This is a genomic window from Saccharopolyspora rhizosphaerae (assembly GCF_003931915.1).
In the GTDB taxonomy this organism is placed as follows: Bacteria; Actinomycetota; Actinomycetes; order Mycobacteriales; family Pseudonocardiaceae; genus Saccharopolyspora; species Saccharopolyspora rhizosphaerae.
The window spans coordinates 666415-683464 of sequence record NZ_RSAA01000035.1; the positions used below are offsets into that span (position 1 = coordinate 666415).

The following is a 17050-nucleotide window of genomic DNA, read 5'->3' on the forward strand; positions in this document are numbered from 1 at the left end:
GGTGCACGGTCTGACGGGTCCAGGTGCGGCGGGACCTGCCGGGCGACCGCACGGTGGTTCGAGGAAGAGCTGGCGGAGTCACCTTGCCCGGTGCGCACACCATCGAGGTGGCTCAAGTTCGGGCTGACTGACGCTGTGGATCCGCTCCCGCTCGATCGCTCGCACCGCCTGCAGCCGCAGCAGCTCGCGCTCGACCTGTCACGTTGAGCTGAGACCCAGACGGAGACCAAAAAAGCCCCTCCGGGATCCGGAGGGGCTTTCCTGCAGCTCTGAGCGGTGGCCAGGGGCGGGGTCGAACCGCCGACCTTCCGCTTTTCAGGCGGACGCTCGTACCAACTGAGCTACCTGGCCGATAGCGTCCGGCGCGTTGCCGTTCGCCTTGGCGACCCAGACGGGACTCGAACCCGCGACCTCCGCCGTGACAGGGCGGCGCGCTAACCAACTGCGCCACTGGGCCATGCTTCACTCTTCAGTTGTTCGTACCCCCAACGGGATTCGAACCCGCGCTACCGCCTTGAAAGGGCGGCGTCCTAGGCCGCTAGACGATGGGGGCTAGACCGATCCGGAACCGGCCCGGCCTTCGCCTCCAACCGGCTTTCCCTTTCGGGGCGCCCCGTTGGCGATGATGAAAGCTTACGACACACGCTTCCGGCCGCCCAAACGGGGGGCCCCCTAAGCGGCGCGACACTCTCGCGGGCCGCCCCGGCGCCCCGCGCCATGGATCAATCCTAGCCCTCTGACCAGCCCGTGAGCCAGATCCGGCAAGCCGCGACCCTGGCGGCCCGAGAACCGCCCGCACGGGGTTACCACCGCCCGAAACGGTCGAATCGGACGTGAGCCGGTTTTTGTGATCCACGACTCAAGCGCGGCCGCCCGTGTCGACCGCCCGCGCGCCGTCGGTGACGAGGCCCGGCAGCAGCACCCGCCACGACTCCTCGATGCGGGCGGTGAGCCGCTGCGGTTCGCAGGCGGCGAGCAAGTTGGTACCGGCGACCACCGCGTGGCAGAGGCGAGCCATCGCCGTCGGATCCACGCCGGCCCGCAGCACCCCGGTCGGACGCCCTGATGAGGTCGTCGAACAGGGACGCCCAGCCATCTGCGTCAGTGCCGATGCGGTTGCTCGCGAGCAGCAGGCCGGCACGCAGCAGCACGTCTTCTTCGAGGCGGCGCGCCGTGTCGCAGGTGAGGCCGACCATCGTGGCCAGCGGGTCCTGCGCGCCCTCGTACCAGCGACTGCTCAGCTCGGCGAGGTTGTCGCGGTAGTGGGCGACCAGGGTTTCCACTCCGCCACCTCCGGCTTCCCGCTGAAGTGGAAGTGGAACGCACCCTTGGTCGTCGCACAGTGGCGCAAGATCGCGCTGAGCTTCGCAGCTTCGTAGCCGACCCGGTCGATCTCCTCGGCCGCGGCGACCAGGATCGGGTGACGCGTGCCCCGTGTTGCTGCGGCATAGATCGACTCCGACCCCGACGGCAGTGCCTGACCCGCCCGTGCGGGCGACACCACGCCCGAAGGGGTGATCAACATGCCACCGGAAGTTACTCCGGAACCCAGTCTTTCGCCCAGCGGAACAACCGCGCATCACACGTTCGGAGATCGCGTGCCGACCGTGAGTTCGTGATCGAGCTCGTCTCGCCGCATCGCCGGTCCGCGCCCGGTCCGGCGTTCAGCGCGACCCAGGTCAGCGCGCCACGGGCGGTTGCCCGTCGTCGTCCGGGACCAAGCCCAGCATGTCCAGCAGCAGGCGGCAGTCCTCCGCGCTCTCGGCGCTGCGAGCGACGGCGACCCTGGCTCGGTGGACTTGCTCCTCCGAGATGCGCGAAGGCTCGCCGACGCGCTGCCCAGGCACCGCGGACGATGGCCGCGACTGCCCGTCTTCCTGCTGCCACAAGAACTTTCGTACGTCCAGCGACCCGTACATGGCGCCTCCCAGGCCTCGGGTGTCGGCCGCAGGTTATCCACAGCTTGTCAACAACCGCAGCCCCCCAGAGAGTGATTCGTTGTCAACTGAGAGTAATCGCGTGCGTGTGTCGATCCACTTCGGATATTGCGTGCGCCACAACCTGCGTCCTATCCGGACAACGAACGGAACGGCGCACGCATTCCGGAGGGAGCAGGTCGACAACCCGCCGGGGCGCGGAGACCTCCGACCGGGCGTCGGCGGGAGCGCCGGATGCACGAATCGTGGCCGGAACACTCCCCGCGTGAGGGAGGCGCGTGCCACAATCGGCCTCGCTGACACACCCCCGGTCAGCACCTGTGGAGATCCCCTCCGGCCCTCGCGCTCTTCCCCCTGGCGCGAGGGCCTTCCACGTCAGAGCGGGTGTTCACCATCCGCGGCCCGGTCGGGGCCCACCGCTGGACGCGGTGGCCGACCTCGGATCGCCGGACGGTGGCCGAGGCCGATGCGATAGGCAGGCCGCAACACAACCGTTATCGTGTCGGCGTGGCTCTAGGACGAACCAAGGCGAATCGGCAGCGCAAGCCTGTCGAGGATGCCGAACCGGACCCCGAATTCGAGTCGTACCTGGCTGCGCTGAACCCGGAGGAAAGCCCCGAAACAACCGGGTCAGGGCGTCGCTTCGGTGCCGCTCAGGTGTACCAGCTGCGCCTGCCGCTGCTCGCCAACGAGCGTCTCCGCGAGCTCGCCTTCAAGCAGGGAACCTCCCCCGCCGCACTCGCGCGGGACTGGGTGCTGCAGCACCTGCAGATCGCCGAGGAGGAGCAGCCGGCGGAACCGCAGGCGCAGCAGCCCACGGCGCAGCAGCCCGCGGCTCACGGGCCCACGGCCCAGGGGCCTGCATGGCCCGGCCAGGACGGCCCGTACCCCGACAACACCCCCGACCCGATGCCTTCCGGTTTCGCTGGAGGGATCCCCGACGTGGAGCAGACCGAGGAGATGACCGTCCCGGTCGACCGCTACCGCCCGATGTGACGTGGACACGAGGAGGCCGTGGTCGCGAGCAGGACTCGCCACCACGGCCTCGTCGTCGTCTCAGGCCGGCAGGCCCAGCTCCCGGGCGATGAGCATCAGCTGGACCTCGCTGGTGCCCTCCCCGATCTCGAGGATCTTGGAGTCGCGGTAGAAGCGGCCCACCGGCGTCTCGTTCATGAAGCCGTAGCCGCCGAAGATCTGGGTGGCGTCGCGGGCGTTGTCCATCGCCGCGTTCGACGAGGCCAGCTTCGCGATCGCGGCCTGCTTCGTGTACGGCTCACCGCGCAGCATCCGCGCCGCCGCGTCGTAGTAGGCCAGGCGGGCCGTGTGGGTCCGCATCTCCATCTGGGCGACCTTGAACTGCATCGCCTGGTACTCGCCGATCTTGCGGCCGAACGCCTCACGTTCGCCCAGGTAGCGCAGGCACTCGTCGACGCAGCCCTGGGCGGTGCCGACACCCAGCGCTGCGATCGCCACCCGCCCCTCGGTGAGCGTGGCCAGGAACTGGGCGTAGCCCCGGCCCCGTTCGCCGACGAGGTTCGACGCCGGCACGCGGCAGTCGTCGAAGGACAGCGCGTGGGTGTCGGAGGCGCTCCAGCCGACCTTGGAGTATTTCTTGGCGACGGAGAAGCCCGGGGTCCCCGAGGGCACCATGATCGCTGAGATCTCCTTGCGGCCGTCCGGGCGTTCCCCGGTGACCGCGGTGACCGTGACGAACCCGGTCATGTCGGTGCCGGAGTTGGTGATGAACGCCTTCGCGCCGTTGATCACCCACGCGTCACCGTCGAGCACAGCGGTGGTGCGGGTGGCACCCGCGTCCGAGCCGCCGTCGGGTTCGGTGAGGCCGAACGCGCCCAGCACTTCACCGGTGGCGAGCTTGGGCAGCCACTCGCGCTTCTGCTCCTCCGACCCGAAGCGCAGGACGGGCATGATCCCCAGCGAGACACCGGCCTCCAGGGTGATCGCCACCGACTGGTCGATGCGGCCGAGTTCCTCCAGCGCGAGGCACAGCGCGAAGTAGTCACCGCCCATGCCGCCGTGCTCCTCGGGCACCGGCAGGCCGAACAGGCCCATCTCGCCCATCTTGCGCACCAGCGGGTAGGGGAACTCCTCGCGCTCGTAGTAGTCAGCGATGACGGGCGCTACTTCCTTGCGCGCGAAGTCCTGCACGCTCTGCCGCAGCGCTTCGTGCTCCTCGCTGAGCCGGTGGTCCACCATCGCGTCATGCCTCCCCTTCTGCGGTGAGGACGGCCAGCGGCTGGTCGAGCCCGACCGGCTGTCCCTTCCTCGCGTGAACTTCGGTGACGGTGCCGTCGATCGGGGCGGTGACGGTGTGCTCCATCTTCATCGCCTCGACGACGAACAAGCGTTGTCCGCTGCGCACCTGCTGCCCCTGGGTCACGTCGGTGACCAGCACCGTTCCCGGCATCGGAGCTGTGACGACACCGTCGGAACGCCCTGCGGTGCCGCCGCGCTCGGCCAGCAGCCGGTGCTCGGTGAGCGCCCAGGTGTGCCCCTCGGCGGCGAGCCAGGTCGTGCCGTCGACGTGCGCGTACCGGTAGTGGCGGGTGCGCCCCTGGTAGGTGGCGGTGAGGGTGTCGCCGTGGACGTGCGCGGACACCTCGGACGACGACGTCGTCCCGCCGGTCTCGACGGCCACCTCGGCGTGCTCCGGGGTGCCTCGGAGGTGGACCTTGATGTCGTCGGTGAACCGCCAGGTGCTCCACGCCAGCGGTCCGATGCGCCAGCCGTTGGGCACGTCCCACGGGTCGGAGCCGCTGCGGGGTTGAGCGGCGATGAGGCGTTCCAGGGCGGCCGCGACGTAGGCGTGCTCGGGGACGTCGGCCTCGGTGAGGGCGTCCAGGTCTCGTTCGACCAGGCCGGTGTCGAGGTCCCCCGCGAGTACGCAGGGGTGCTGCAGCAGGGCGCGCAGGAACGCGATGTTGCTGCTCAGGCCCAGGATCGTGGTGTCGGCCAGGGCTTTGTCGAGTCGGCGCAGCGCGTCACCCCGGCCGGGGGCCCAGGCGATGACCTTGGCGAGCATCGGGTCGTAGTCGGAACCGACGCTGCCGCCCTGGCGGATGCCGGAGTCGACGCGGACGCCCGGCCCGGTGGGCTCGTGGACGGCGAGGAGTTCGCCGCCGGTGGGCAGGAAGCCGCGTGCCGGGTCCTCGGCGTACACGCGAGCCTCGACCGCGTGGCCGTCGAGCGAGAGGTCCTGCTGCGTCCACGCCAGCGGCTCACCGGAGGCGACCCGGACCTGCTGCTCGACCAGGTCGACCCCGCGTTCCCCGCGCACGGCCGTGACCAGCTCCGTCACCGGGTGCTCGACCTGCAGACGGGTGTTCATCTCCATGAAGAAGAACTCGTCTGGCCGGTCGGCGGAGACGATGAACTCGACGGTGCCGGCGCCGGTGTACCCGACGGCCCGGGCCGCGTCGGCCGCCGACGCGCCGATGCGAGCGCGGGTCTCGGCGTCGAGCAGCGGCGACGGGGCCTCTTCGACGATCTTCTGGTGCCGCCGTTGCAGGCTGCACTCGCGCTCACCGAGGTGCACGACGTTGCCGTGCGAGTCGGCGAGGACCTGGACCTCGATGTGCCGGGGCCGCGAGACGAAGCGCTCGACGAACAGCGTGTCGTCGCCGAAGGCCGCGCCGGCCTCGCGGCGCGCCGAAGTGATCTGGTCGTCGAGCTCGGTGTCGGCGTGCACCAGGCGCATCCCCTTGCCTCCGCCGCCAGCCGAGGGCTTGAGCAGCACGGGGAGGCCGACCTCCAGCGCGGCCCGGTGCAGGTCGGCGTCGGTCATGTCGGGGTCGCTGCGGCCCGGCACGACCGGGACGCCGGCGGCCGAGACCGTCTGCTTGGCGCGGATCTTGTCGCCCATCGACTCGATCGCGCTCGCGGGCGGGCCGATGAACACCACACCCGCTTGCTCGCAGGCGCGCGCGAACTCGGCGTTCTCGGCGAGGAAGCCGTACCCGGGGTGGATGGCCTGCGCTCCGGCCTCCCGGGCGGCGTCGAGGATCCGCTTGCCGTTGAGGTAGCTCTCGGACGCCAACGCCGGCCCGATGTGGACGGAGGTGTCGGCTTCGGTGACGTGCCTGGCACCGCGGTCGGCGTCGCTGAACACCGCGACCGAGCGAATGCCCAGCTCACGCAGGGTGCGGATGACCCGGACCGCGATCTCGCCGCGGTTGGCGACCAGCACGGTGTCGAACATGCTCATCCCTCACATCCGGAAAACGCCGTAGGAGATCGGCTCGAGCGGTGCGTTGCCCGCTGCCGAGATGGCCAGGCCCAGCACGTCCCGGGTCTGCTTGGGGTCGATGACGCCGTCGTCCCAGAGCCGGGCCGTCGCGTAGTACGGGTGCCCCTGGTGCTCGTACTGGTCGCGGATCGGCTGCTTGAAGGCCTCCTCGTCCTCGGCCGACCACTCCTCGCCGCGCGCGTCGAGCTGGTCGCGGCGGACGGTGGCCAGCACGGACGCCGCCTGCTCGCCGCCCATCACCGAGATCCGGGCGTTGGGCCACATCCACAGGAAGCGAGGCGAGTACGCCCGGCCGCACATCGAGTAGTTGCCGGCACCGAAAGAACCGCCGATGACCACGGTGAACTTGGGGACCCGGGCGCAGGCGACGGCGGTGACCATCTTCGCGCCGTGCTTGGCGATCCCGCCGGCCTCGTAGTCCTTGCCGACCATGAACCCGGAGATGTTCTGCAGGAACACCAGCGGGATCGAACGCTTGTCGCAGAGCTCGATGAAGTGCGCGCCCTTCATCGCCGCCTCGCTGAACAGGATGCCGTTGTTGGCGACGATGCCCACCGGTTGGCCGTGGATGCGGGCGAATCCGGTGACCAGGGTCTGGCCGTAGTCGTGCTTGAACTCGGCGAAGCGGCTGCCGTCGACGATCCGCGCGATCACCTCGCGCACGTCGTAGGGGGTGCGCGAGTCGGTGGGCACGGCGCCGTAGAGCTCCTCGGGGTCCACCGCGGGCTCCTCGCTCGGCGCGACCTCCCACGGGCGCGGCTCGCGCGGGCCCAGCGTGCTGACGATGTTGCGGACGATGCGCAGCGCGTCGGCGTCGTCCGCGGCGAGGTGGTCGGTCACGCCGGAAGTGCGCGAGTGCAGCTCGCCGCCGCCCAGCTCCTCGGCGGTGACCTCCTCGCCGGTGGCGGCCTTCACCAGGGGCGGGCCGCCGAGGAAGATCGTGCCCTGCTCGCGGACGATCACGGCCTCGTCGCTCATCGCGGGCACGTAGGCGCCGCCGGCCGTGCAGGAACCGAGCACAGCGGCGATCTGCGGGATGCCCCGGGCGGACATGGTGGCCTGGTTGTAGAAGATCCGGCCGAAGTGCTCGCGGTCCGGGAACACCTCGTCCTGCCTGGGCAGGAACGCGCCACCCGAGTCGACCAGGTACAGGCAGGGCAGGTTGTTGTGCAGCGCGACCTCTTGGGCGCGCAGGTGCTTCTTCACCGTCACCGGGTAGTAGGTGCCGCCCTTGACGGTCGCGTCGTTGGCCACGATCACGCACTCGCGCCCGGAGACCCTGCCGACCCCGGTGATCATCCCGGCGGAGGGCGCCTCGTCGTCGTAGAGGCCGTGCGCGGCCATCGGCGAGAGCTCCAGGAACGGAGAGCCCCGGTCCAGCAGCGCGTCCACCCGGTCCCGGGGCAGCAGCTTGCCGCGCTCGACGTGGCGGATCCGCGCCTTCTCCGGACCGCCCAGCCGAGCTCTGGCCAGCTGCGCGTTGAGGTCGTCGACGAGCTTGGCGTGCTGCTCGGCGTTGCGCGCGAACTCCTCGGAGCTCGGGTCCACCGACGTGCGCAGGGCGGGCGCATCCATGAGCCACACCTTCCACTGGGATTCCCGGCCGCGAGGTGGTCGGCCGGGACGGTTAGTCAGCGTTAACTTGGCGAGTCCATGTTAACGATGACTAACACCCTCGTCTAGCATCGAGCGGTATGTCCACTGAAGCGGCGAAGCCGAGCCGGCGCGAGCAGATCCTGACCGCTGCGGCGGAGAAGTTCGCGCGCTCCGGCTTCCACGGTGTCGGCATCGACGACATCGGCGCTGCCGTGGGCATCTCCGGGCCCGCCCTGTACCGGCACTTCCGCAGCAAGGACGCGATGCTGGCGGAACTGCTGACCGGCATCAGCGACCGCTTGCTGCTGGGCGGCAAGCGGCGGGTCGACGCGGCCGCGGACCCGCAGGACGCGCTGGACCGGCTGGTGCGCTGGCACGTGGAGTTCGCGCTGCACAACCCAGCGCTGATCACCGTGCACATGCGCGACCTGGACAGCCTCTCCGACCAGGAACGCCGACGGGTCCGGGAATCGCAGCGGCTCTACGTCGAGGTCTGGGTCGACGTGCTCTGCAGCGCCCGCCCGGAGCTGGACCGACCACGCGCCCGGGCCGCAGCGCACGCGGTGTTCGGCCTGATCAACTCGACACCCTTCAGCGCCCACCTCGACACCTCGGCGATGTCCCGCCTCCTGCGCAGCATGACCCGAGGCGCCATCGCCGCGGTCTAGGGCGTTCCAGGAGCCACTCCGCCGGCGGGGCCGCGGGTCCAGGTGTGGGGCAGAACCGTCACCGCCGCCGCTCCAGTTCTGCCACCCGCACCCGCTGAGCAGATCGACGCCCGCAGAAGATCGAGCCGAGCACTCGCGGCCGATTGCGGGGGTGCTGTGCCGGGTAAAGACTGGGGGATCAGGTCGGTAGAGGTCGTTCCCCGGACTCCGGAGGGCTGGCATGGCCACCACCAACATCGAACCGACGACGGTCCCGACGCGGGCCGCCACAGGCAGGCGCCCGCTCAAGGGCGCGCGGTTGGTGCCGTGGCTGAGGACCACCGACCCCAAGGACATCGGGCAGCTCTACCTGATCACCTCGTTCGCCTTCTTCATCACCGGCGGCGCGATGGCGCTGCTGATCAGGGGCGAGCTGGCGTCGCCCGGCCTGCAGTTCCTGTCGCAGGAGCAGTACAACCAGCTGTTCACCATGCACGGCACGATCATGCTGCTGCTGTTCGCGACGCCGATCGTGTTCGGGTTCGCCAACATCGTCCTGCCGTTGCAGATCGGCGCGCCGGACGTGGCCTTCCCCCGGCTCAACGCCTTCTCCTACTGGTTGTTCCTGTTCGGCGGCCTGATCGTGATCGGCAGCCTGCTGCTGCCCGGCGGCGCCGCCGACTTCGGGTGGACCGCCTACACACCGCTGTCGCGCGCCACGTTCTCCGCCGGCCCCGGCGGTGACCTGTGGGCCGCAGGGCTCATCGTCAGCGGTCTCGGCACGATCCTGGGCGCGGTCAACATGATCACCACCGTGATCTGCCTGCGCTGCCCCGGGATGACCATGTTCCGGATGCCGCTGTTCACCTGGAACATCCTGGCCACCAGCATCCTGGTGCTGATGGCGTTCCCGATCTTGACCGCCGCGCTGTTCGGGCTGCTGGTGGACCGGCACCTGGGCGGGCACGTCTTCGACCCGGCGCACGGCGGGGCGATCCTGTACCAGCACCTGTTCTGGTTCTTCGGCCATCCCGAGGTCTACATCGTCGCGCTGCCGTTCTTCGGCATCGTGACCGAGATCCTGCCGGTGTTCAGCCGCAAGCCGCTGTTCGGCTACACGGGGCTGGTCGGCGCGACCATGGTCATCATGGGCTTGTCGGCGATCGTGTGGGCGCACCACATGTTCGCCACCGGAGCCGTGCTGCTGCCGTTCTTCTCGTTCGCGACGTTCCTGATCGCGGTGCCCACGGGCATCAAGTTCTTCAACTGGATCTGCACCATGTGGCGGGGGAGCCTGACGTTCGAGAGCCCGATGCTGTTCTCGATCGGCTTCCTGGTGACGTTCCTGCTCGGCGGGCTGACCGGCATCCTGCTGGCCTCACCGCCGCTGGACTTCCACATCCACGACACCTACTTCGTGGTGGCGCACTTCCACTACGTCCTGTTCGGGACGATCGTGTTCGCCGTGTTCGCCGGGGTGTACTACTGGTTCCCGAAGATGACCGGCCGGATGATGAACGACCGGCTGGGCAAGGTGCACTTCTGGCTGACGTTCATCGGCTTCCACACGACGTTCCTTGTCCAGCACTGGCTGGGCAACGAGGGCATGCCGCGCCGGTACGCGGACTACCTGGTCAGCGACGGGTTCACGACCCTGAACGTGGTCTCCACCATCGGCGCGTTCATCCTCGGCGGCTCGATGCTGCCGTTCCTCTACAACGTCTTCACCAGCTACCGCTTCGGCACCCCGGTCGAGGTGGACGACCCGTGGGGGCACGCCAACTCCCTGGAGTGGGCCACCTCGTGCCCGCCGCCGCGCCACAACTTCACCGACCTGCCGCGCATCCGCTCGTCCCGGCCGGCGTTCGAACTGCACTACCCGCACATGTCGGACCGGTTGGAGTCCGAGGCGCACGCGTGGGCACGCCGCAAGATCACCCCGAACGACTGATCCGCCCAACCCGGAGCGCCGCCGGTTGGGCGCTCCGCACCGCGTGGTTCCACAGTGGACGAGAGCGCTGCCCCGAACGGGTTGTACCTGCAGTGGCGCGGTTCATACTCGATCGAGGAACAGGCCCGACCCCCCGTACTGTTGAACGTGGGCAGAGAGCGGTCGTGGGCGCCGGACTGAATCGTTCACGTCACCACGCGAAGGCGCCGATCGCCTGATCCCTCGCCGTGCAGTGCAGCGCGTGCGGAGCAGACCACACCACTTCACCACACACGGGAGACTTCCTTGCCCATTGCCCTGTTGGCGCTGGCCATCGCCGCATTCGGCATCGGAACGACCGAGTTCGTGATGATGGGGCTGCTGCCTGAAGTGGCCACCGACCTGCAGGTGTCGATCCCCGGCGCCGGTGGGTACATCTCGCTGTACGCGCTCGGCGTCGTCATCGGTGCACCCGTGCTGACCATGTTCGGCCTCCGCGCCCGCCGCAAGACCATGCTGCTGTCCATGCTCGTGCTGTTCACCGTCGGCAACCTGTTCTCCGCCTTCGCGATGAACCACGACACGCTGCTGGTCGCCCGGTTCATCTCCGGCCTGCCGCACGGTGCGTTCTTCGGCATCGGCGCTGTCGTGGCCGCTGGTCTGGTCGCCGCCGACCGGCGCGGTCAGGCCATCTCGATGATGTTCATCGGCTTGACCGTCGCCAACATCGTCGGCGTGCCGCTCGGCACCCTGCTCGGCCACGCGCTCGGCTGGCGCTGGGCCTTCGGCCTCGTCGCGGTGATCGGCGTGCTCGCGCTCGCGGCCGTGTCGGTGCTGGTGCCCAAGCAGGCCAAGCCCACCGAGGTCAGCCTGCGCGGTGAGCTGCGCGCGTTCCGCCGCCCGCAGGTGTGGATCGCCTTCGCCGTCGTCGTGTTCGGCTTCGCCGCGATCTTCTCCTTCTACAGCTACATCAAGCCCGTGCTCACCGATGTGACCGGCTACAGCCCGACCGCCGTGACCCCGCTGCTGGCCGTGTTCGGCGTCGGCATGACCGTCGGCACCGCCCTGGGCGGCCGCCTGGCCGACCGGGCGCCGCTGAAGACGCTGTGCGTGGGCATCTCCGCACTGGCCGTCTCGCTGGCGGTGTTCGCGCTGACCGCGCAAAACCCGATCATGGCTCCGCTCATGGTCTTCCTGATCGGCGCCACCGGGTTCACCGCGATCCCGAGCATCCAGGCGCGGATCCTGGACCAGGCCAAGGAGGCCCCGGCCCTGGGTTCGGCGAGCATCCAGTCCACCTTCAACATCGCCAACTCGCTGGGTGCCTACCTGGGCGGCGTGGTCATCGCGGCCGGCTTCGGCCTGGTGTCGCCGAGCTGGATCGGCGCGCTGCTGGCGCTGGTCGGACTGGGCTTCGCGGTGCTCTCGGGCGTGCTGGACCGCCGCCCGAAGCGCAACGAGGTCGTCGCCTCGCACCAGGCCCGGACCGCGACGGCTTCGAACGCGGAAGCCGAGATGTCCGCCTGATCTGCGGTTGCCCAGCTCACACGAGTGCTCTGGAATGCAGGTGTGGCTGCCTCGGTTCCAGCCGGTGGGGGCCGCTGTGGCCAGACCAATCCCGAACTCGGTGGAGGAAACACCCACATGACTCAGGTTCCGAACGTCACGCTGAACACCGGTGCTTCGATGCCTCAGCTGGGGTACGGCGTCTTCCAGGTCCCGGCCGACGAGGTCATCGCTCCGGTCCGCGCAGCGCTGGACGCCGGGTACCGCAGCATCGACACCGCGAAGGTGTACGGCAACGAGGAGGGCGTGGGCAAGGCCATCGCCGACTCGGGCGTCAACCGCGAGGACCTGTTCGTCACCACCAAGCTGTGGAACGACGACCAGGGCTACGACAGCACGGTGAAGGCCTTCGACGCGAGCCTCGCCCGGCTCGGCCTCGACTACGTGGACCTCTACCTGATCCACTGGCCCGTGCCCAGCAAGGACCTCTACGTGGAGACCTGGAAGGCCTTCCAGGAGATCTACAAGAGCGGCCGCGCCAAGGCGATCGGTGTCTCGAACTTCCAGATCCAGCACCTGCGCCGGCTCTTCGAGGAGACCGACGTCGTGCCGGCGCTGAACCAGATCGAGCTGCACCCGAACCTGCCGCAGGCCGAGCTGCGCGCCTTCCACACCGAGCACGGCATCATCACCGAGGCGTGGAGCCCGCTGGGCCGCAACAACGGCCTGCTGGACAGCGCCACCATCACCAACCTGGCGGAGAAGTACGGCAAGACGCCGGCTCAGATCGTGCTGCGCTGGCACGTCGAACTGGGCAACGTGACCATCCCGAAGTCGGTCACGCCTTCCCGCATCGAGGAGAACATCGAGGTCTTCGACTTCGAGCTCGCCCAGGACGACATCAAGGCGATCACCGCGCTGGAGAACGGCGTCCGCGTCGGCCCGCACCCGGAGGAGATGTGACCCGGCGCTGCAGCTGAGCGCGCGAAGGGCCCTCGACCACCCGGTCGGGGGCCTTCCTGCTGCTCAGGCCACGCGCAGGCCGGGCTTGGCGGCCAGCGAGTGCAGCACGTTGCTGCCCGAGCGCAGCGACACGACCTGGCTGTGGGTGGCCAGCCAGCCGGGGAACCGGGCCAGCCGCTGGATGGGGGTGCGCCGCTGCGCAGAGGTCAGGGCTGCGGTGCGCGAGACCTTGAGGACCCGCGGGCGGCGTTCGAACTCGTAGGCGCGCAGCCGCTCGGCCAGGGAACCCGTGGTGTCGGCCATGTACTGGGTGAGCAGCCAGGCGTCTTCCATGGTCTGGTTGGCGGCCTGGGCGACCGCGGGCGGCATGGCGTGCACGGCGTCGCCGAGCAGCGTGGTGCGCGCGCCGCCCCAGACGTGCGGGACCTTGTGCCGGATGTGCGGGAAGAAGCCCAGGTCGTCATCGGTGACCGAGGCCAGCAACGCCTCGACCGGCTCCGGCCAGCCGCGGAACAGCTCGCGCAGCTCGGCGACGGTGAAGACCCGGTCGCCCTCCTTCCACGGCATGTCGAACCACCAGTGCAGCAGTCCGCCGCCGGTGGGGATGAGCCCGCAGTGCGCGTTGCGGCCGGCGATGTTGAGGGTCTGCCTCCCCTGCGCGACGGGCAGGTCGCTGCGGGTCAGCCCCTGCCAGCTGGCCCAGCCGGTGGGCCTGGCGGACTCGCCGCCGAGAACCTGCTTGCGCACCACCGAGCGCTGCCCGTCGGCGCCGATGAGCACGTCACCGGTGGCGCTGGTGCCGTCGGCGAAGTCCACCCGGACGTGGTCGGGGCGCTCGGTGACGGCGACGCAGCGGCGGCCGAACTGGATCGCCCCGGCGGGCAGCGACTCGGCCATCTCGGCGATGAGCCTGCGGCGCGGGATCTGCACGGTCGGCGAACCGAGCCGTTCGGTGACCTCGTCGAGGTCGGCTTCCCACAGCAACCGGCCGGATTCGGTGAGTGACCGGAGGCTGTGCAGCTGGTGCCCGCGACCGGTGATGTCGACGCCCAGCTCGCGCAGCGCGGCGGTGCCGTTGCTCCACACCGTGATGCCGGCCCCGGAGGTCCGCAGGGCGTCGTGGTGCTCGAAAACCTGCACGTCATGGCCTTGGCCGAGCAATCCGCTGGCGATTGCGAGTCCCCCGACTCCGGCTCCGATCACGAGAACTCGCATCGTCTCCATCCGTCATCCCCGACACCCGTGGCCGCCTCGATTTTATCCACTCGACGGTATGTACCGAATTGTCCTTGGTCACACGCCGTGAACGGCCGCGCGCCCTGGAGCGCACGAGTTCCCGGAAGATGGAAACGTGCCTAGGCACGCCGGAGGCCGAGAACTATGTTGCGTGCCATGAGCCCACGTGTTGCACCACCGTTCCGGGCCGACCACGTCGGCAGCCTGCTCCGTCCCCAGCGCCTGCTGGAGGCCCGTGACTCGCACGCGGCCGGCCGGATCGACGACGCCGAGCTGCGCGCCATCGAGGACGAGTCGATCACCCAGGTCGTCACGATGCAGGAGGACGTCGGCCTGCAGAGCGCCACCGACGGCGAGTTCCGCCGCAGCTCCTGGCACATGGACTTCCTCTACCAGCTGGACGGCGTCGAACGCGTCGACGACAACAGCCTGAAGGTCCAGTTCCACAACGACCAGGGCGACATCGAGTTCGTCACCCCTGACCTCAAGGTCAACGACAAGATCAAGCTCCCCAAGACGATCTTCGAGGACGCCTTCAACTTCCTGGCCTCGAAGACCACCAAGAACACGCCGAAGCTGACCATCCCCTCGCCGGGCATGCTCACCTACCGGGGCGGGCCCGCGGCCGTCGACTCCACGGTCTACCCGGACCTGGAGCAGTTCCGCGCCGACCTGGCCGCCGCCTACCGCGCGGAGGTGCGCGCGCTGGCCGACCTGGGCTGCCACTACCTGCAGCTCGACGACACCAGCCTGGCGTACCTCAACGACCCCAAGCAGCGCGAGATGCTCAACGCCCGGGGCGAGGACGGCGACACCGCGCACATCAAGGACATCGAGCTGATCAACGAGTCGCTGCGCGGGCGTCCGGACACGCTGACGGTGACCACCCACATGTGCCGGGGCAACTTCCGGTCGTCCTGGGTCGCCGAGGGCGGCTACGACTTCGTCGCCGAGGCGCTGTTCAACCAGCTCGAGGTCGACGGCTTCTTCATGGAGTTCGACGACGAGCGCTCGGGCGGCTTCGCCCCGCTGCGCCACGTGCCCAAGGGCAAGTACGTGGTGCTCGGGCTGGTCACGACCAAGCGCGGTGAGCTGGAGTCCAAGGACGAGCTCAAGCGCCGCATCGACGAGGCCGCCAAGTACGTCGACCTCGACCAGCTGTGCCTGTCCCCGCAGTGCGGGTTCGCCTCGACCAAGGACGGCAACGCGCTGACCTACGAGGAAGAGGTCGCCAAGCTGCGCCTGATCGTGGAAACGGCCCAGGAGGTCTGGGGCTGAGCGGTCTGCGGGCGGTTGCGGTGCAGCCGCCCGCAGCTCAGGCCGCTTCTTCGAGGAAGCGGCCTGCGACGAGTCCGGGTTCTTCGGCGCCGTCGAACCTCACCCAGAGGACCGGCCCTTCGAAGACCTGCGGGAGGCCGGTGGCCATCTCCACCACCGTGCCCTCCTGATCACGGAACCGGCCGAACGTGGCACGCACCCGCACGCCTGGTTCAAACGGGCTCGATGATTGCTCCATGAGGGTGGACGGTACGTGCCGGGACCGACAGGCCGGAAATCGCCCGGCCCTTCTATGGAAATCCCCACACGGCCGGCGGCGGGCCCCAGGTGGGAAGATGCCCTGGGGAGGGTTGATGCGGACGATCAAGCGGTCGGGTGAGCACGAGATCGAGGTGCGCAAGTCGCGGTTCCTCTGCTCGCTGGCGCGGGTGACCGAGGAGTCCGAGGCGCGGGAGTTCATCCAGCTCCAGCGCAAGAGCCACCACGACGCCCGGCACCACTGCTCGGCGTTCGTGCTCGGGGACTCCGGCGAGATCCAGAAGTCCAGCGATGACGGCGAACCCGCGGGCACGGCCGGCGTGCCGATGTTGGAAGTGCTGCGCCGCAACGAGATCACCAACACCGTCGCCGTGGTCACCCGTTACTTCGGCGGGGTGCTGCTGGGCGCCGGCGGGCTGGTCCGCGCCTACGGCGGCGCGGTGTCGGAAGCGCTCGAGCACGTCGGCACGCTGGAGCGCCGACCCGTCCGCGTGCTGCTGGTCGAGACCGATCACGTGCTCGCGGGCAAGCTCGACAACGACATGCGGTCAGCCGGCTACCAAGTCGCGGACACGTCCTACGACGCCGCCGTCCGCTTCCACGTCAACGTCCCGGTCGAGCAGGTCGAGACCTTCCACGCCTGGCTCGCCGAGAACACCGGCGGCGCCGCGCACGCCGCAGAAGGCCCCCTCATCCACGCCGAGCTCTGAGCCACTCCGGTCCGCGGATGAGCTGCTGTTCCCGGGGTGGGACTCCGCTCGCACCGCCACGCAGACCAACTCCTTCGCAGGTGGCTCACGCAACGAGGCTTGCTCCTGCTGCCTTGGGTGAGGGCGGTGGTGGTGGGCGCTTGCCGCGGGGTTTGCTGGCGAAGGCTGCGATCGTGCCGATGAGGGCACCGAAGAGGAGGCCGGCGATCACGTCGTGCGGGTAGTGCACGCCGATGAACACCCGCAGGAACGCCTCCAACAGGGCCACCACGGCGACGACGGCGGCGGCCCGGCGCCACAGCACCGCTGTGGTCACCGCGAACGCGGCCGCCGAGGCCGAGTGCCCGCTCGGCAGCGACCAGACCCCGACCTCGTCGCAGAGCTCGACCGTGCGCACCGGGTGGGCCCGGCACGGGCGCGCCTGCTTGAGGAGGTCCTTGACCGGGCCGGTGAGCACCCACGCGGCGCCACCGGAGATCAGGATCGCCAGGAGGGCTCGTGCTCGCCGGTCCACCCGCCACCACACGAACCCGGCGACGGGGATGAACGCCAGCAGCAGGGCGTCGGTGAGGAAGAGGGCGAGGGCCTGCACCCAGCCGGGCGAGGCGGCGCCCCAACCGGCGATGAGGCGGTACAGATCAGCGCTGAGCTCCACCACATCCACCCTAGCGGGCGTCCACAGCGGTCCGCCGGAGCTGATCACCCCATCACACGATCCGGCAGCC

At 69.5% G+C, this 17050-nt stretch carries 15 protein-coding genes and 3 tRNA genes; 7 read left to right on the forward strand and 11 right to left on the reverse strand.

Annotation, left to right across the window (positions count from 1 at the left end; genetic code table 11):
• Positions 1 to 277: 277 nt before the first annotated feature.
• The 6 genes from EIL87_RS26125 to EIL87_RS26145 all read right to left on the reverse strand — a co-directional run bounded on the left by EIL87_RS26125 (position 278) and on the right by EIL87_RS26145 (position 1919).
• Positions 278 to 351, reverse strand: a tRNA-Phe gene (locus EIL87_RS26125).
• A gap of 29 nt (positions 352 to 380) precedes the next feature.
• Positions 381 to 457 (reverse strand) — tRNA-Asp (locus EIL87_RS26130).
• Between the two features lie 23 nt (positions 458 to 480).
• Positions 481 to 553, reverse strand: a tRNA-Glu gene (locus tag EIL87_RS26135).
• 306 nt (positions 554 to 859) lie between these two features.
• Positions 860 to 1018 carry a hypothetical protein gene (locus EIL87_RS26930; RefSeq protein WP_158628698.1) on the reverse strand — a complete coding sequence of 53 codons (159 nt, stop codon included), beginning with the start codon at positions 1016 to 1018 and terminating at the stop codon, positions 860 to 862.
• Positions 1019 to 1237: 219 nt separating this feature from the next.
• Positions 1238 to 1525: a helix-turn-helix domain-containing protein gene (locus EIL87_RS26140; RefSeq protein ID WP_125093209.1), complete on the reverse strand. Its 288-nt coding sequence runs from the start codon at positions 1523 to 1525 to the stop codon at positions 1238 to 1240.
• Between the two features lie 154 nt (positions 1526 to 1679).
• Entirely contained in the window at positions 1680 to 1919 is a 240-nt protein-coding gene (locus EIL87_RS26145; protein ID WP_125093210.1) for a hypothetical protein, read from the reverse strand.
• Positions 1920 to 2444: 525 nt separating this feature from the next.
• On the opposite strand from EIL87_RS26145, the gene EIL87_RS27200 reads away from it, so the two are divergent.
• Entirely contained in the window at positions 2445 to 2933 is a 489-nt protein-coding gene (locus EIL87_RS27200) for a hypothetical protein (protein WP_199740612.1), read from the forward strand.
• 60 nt (positions 2934 to 2993) lie between these two features.
• Here the strand turns inward: EIL87_RS27200 and EIL87_RS26155 are convergent, their stop codons facing one another.
• Genes EIL87_RS26155 through EIL87_RS26165 form a run of 3 tightly spaced genes read right to left on the reverse strand, consistent with a single transcriptional unit; the run spans position 2994 to position 7776 of the window.
• On the reverse strand, positions 2994 to 4151 hold the full coding sequence (locus tag EIL87_RS26155) for an acyl-CoA dehydrogenase family protein (protein WP_125093211.1): 1158 nt from the start codon (positions 4149 to 4151) through the stop codon (positions 2994 to 2996).
• A 4-nt stretch (positions 4152 to 4155) separates the two neighbouring features.
• Positions 4156 to 6153 carry an acetyl/propionyl/methylcrotonyl-CoA carboxylase subunit alpha gene (locus tag EIL87_RS26160; RefSeq protein WP_199740629.1) on the reverse strand — a complete coding sequence of 666 codons (1998 nt, stop codon included), beginning with the start codon at positions 6151 to 6153 and terminating at the stop codon, positions 4156 to 4158.
• A gap of 9 nt (positions 6154 to 6162) precedes the next feature.
• Entirely contained in the window at positions 6163 to 7776 is a 1614-nt protein-coding gene (locus tag EIL87_RS26165; protein ID WP_125093213.1) for a carboxyl transferase domain-containing protein, read from the reverse strand.
• Positions 7777 to 7895: 119 nt separating this feature from the next.
• Here EIL87_RS26165 and EIL87_RS26170 point away from each other — a divergent pair, with 119 nt between their 5' ends.
• From EIL87_RS26170 to EIL87_RS26185, 4 genes are all read left to right on the forward strand, one after another.
• Positions 7896 to 8465, forward strand: a complete 570-nt coding sequence (locus EIL87_RS26170) for an SACE_7040 family transcriptional regulator (protein ID WP_125093214.1) — start codon at positions 7896 to 7898, stop codon at positions 8463 to 8465.
• A 220-nt stretch (positions 8466 to 8685) separates the two neighbouring features.
• Positions 8686 to 10395, forward strand: coding sequence for an aa3-type cytochrome oxidase subunit I (gene ctaD, locus EIL87_RS26175; RefSeq protein ID WP_125093215.1), 1710 nt, complete (start codon positions 8686 to 8688; stop codon positions 10393 to 10395).
• A 285-nt stretch (positions 10396 to 10680) separates the two neighbouring features.
• Positions 10681 to 11901: an MFS transporter gene (locus EIL87_RS26180; RefSeq protein WP_125093216.1), complete on the forward strand. Its 1221-nt coding sequence runs from the start codon at positions 10681 to 10683 to the stop codon at positions 11899 to 11901.
• A gap of 117 nt (positions 11902 to 12018) precedes the next feature.
• Positions 12019 to 12843: an aldo/keto reductase gene (locus EIL87_RS26185; protein ID WP_125093217.1), complete on the forward strand. Its 825-nt coding sequence runs from the start codon at positions 12019 to 12021 to the stop codon at positions 12841 to 12843.
• Between the two features lie 63 nt (positions 12844 to 12906).
• Here the strand turns inward: EIL87_RS26185 and EIL87_RS26190 are convergent, their stop codons facing one another.
• On the reverse strand, positions 12907 to 14058 hold the full coding sequence (locus EIL87_RS26190) for an FAD-dependent monooxygenase (protein WP_233576597.1): 1152 nt from the start codon (positions 14056 to 14058) through the stop codon (positions 12907 to 12909).
• 177 nt (positions 14059 to 14235) lie between these two features.
• On the opposite strand from EIL87_RS26190, the gene EIL87_RS26195 reads away from it, so the two are divergent.
• Together EIL87_RS26195 and EIL87_RS26205 are read left to right on the forward strand one after the other, a co-directional pair.
• Positions 14236 to 15357 (forward strand): 5-methyltetrahydropteroyltriglutamate--homocysteine S-methyltransferase, encoded by a 1122-nt coding sequence (locus EIL87_RS26195; RefSeq protein ID WP_125093219.1) that lies wholly within the window; start codon positions 14236 to 14238, stop codon positions 15355 to 15357.
• 353 nt (positions 15358 to 15710) lie between these two features.
• Positions 15711 to 16325, forward strand: coding sequence for a YigZ family protein (locus EIL87_RS26205; RefSeq protein WP_125093221.1), 615 nt, complete (start codon positions 15711 to 15713; stop codon positions 16323 to 16325).
• Positions 16326 to 16410: 85 nt separating this feature from the next.
• Here the strand turns inward: EIL87_RS26205 and EIL87_RS26210 are convergent, their stop codons facing one another.
• Positions 16411 to 16980, reverse strand: coding sequence for a phosphatase PAP2 family protein (locus tag EIL87_RS26210; RefSeq protein WP_158628699.1), 570 nt, complete (start codon positions 16978 to 16980; stop codon positions 16411 to 16413).
• Positions 16981 to 17050: the final 70 nt, after the last annotated feature.

Coding starts and splice junctions, on each gene's coding strand:
- EIL87_RS26140 (WP_125093209.1), bottom strand. CDS start 1,525: ATGTTGATCACCCCTTCGGGCGTGGTGTCGCCCGCACGGGCGGGTCAG.
- EIL87_RS26190 (WP_233576597.1), bottom strand. CDS start 14,058: ATGCGAGTTCTCGTGATCGGAGCCGGAGTCGGGGGACTCGCAATCGCC.
- EIL87_RS26205 (WP_125093221.1), top strand. CDS start 15,711: ATGCGGACGATCAAGCGGTCGGGTGAGCACGAGATCGAGGTGCGCAAG.
- EIL87_RS26930 (WP_158628698.1), bottom strand. CDS start 1,018: ATGGCTCGCCTCTGCCACGCGGTGGTCGCCGGTACCAACTTGCTCGCC.
- EIL87_RS26160 (WP_199740629.1), bottom strand. CDS start 6,153: ATGTTCGACACCGTGCTGGTCGCCAACCGCGGCGAGATCGCGGTCCGG.
- EIL87_RS26195 (WP_125093219.1), top strand. CDS start 14,236: ATGAGCCCACGTGTTGCACCACCGTTCCGGGCCGACCACGTCGGCAGC.
- EIL87_RS26145 (WP_125093210.1), bottom strand. CDS start 1,919: ATGTACGGGTCGCTGGACGTACGAAAGTTCTTGTGGCAGCAGGAAGAC.
- EIL87_RS26185 (WP_125093217.1), top strand. CDS start 12,019: ATGACTCAGGTTCCGAACGTCACGCTGAACACCGGTGCTTCGATGCCT.
- EIL87_RS26170 (WP_125093214.1), top strand. CDS start 7,896: ATGTCCACTGAAGCGGCGAAGCCGAGCCGGCGCGAGCAGATCCTGACC.
- EIL87_RS26165 (WP_125093213.1), bottom strand. CDS start 7,776: ATGGATGCGCCCGCCCTGCGCACGTCGGTGGACCCGAGCTCCGAGGAG.
- EIL87_RS26155 (WP_125093211.1), bottom strand. CDS start 4,151: ATGGTGGACCACCGGCTCAGCGAGGAGCACGAAGCGCTGCGGCAGAGC.
- ctaD (WP_125093215.1), top strand. CDS start 8,686: ATGGCCACCACCAACATCGAACCGACGACGGTCCCGACGCGGGCCGCC.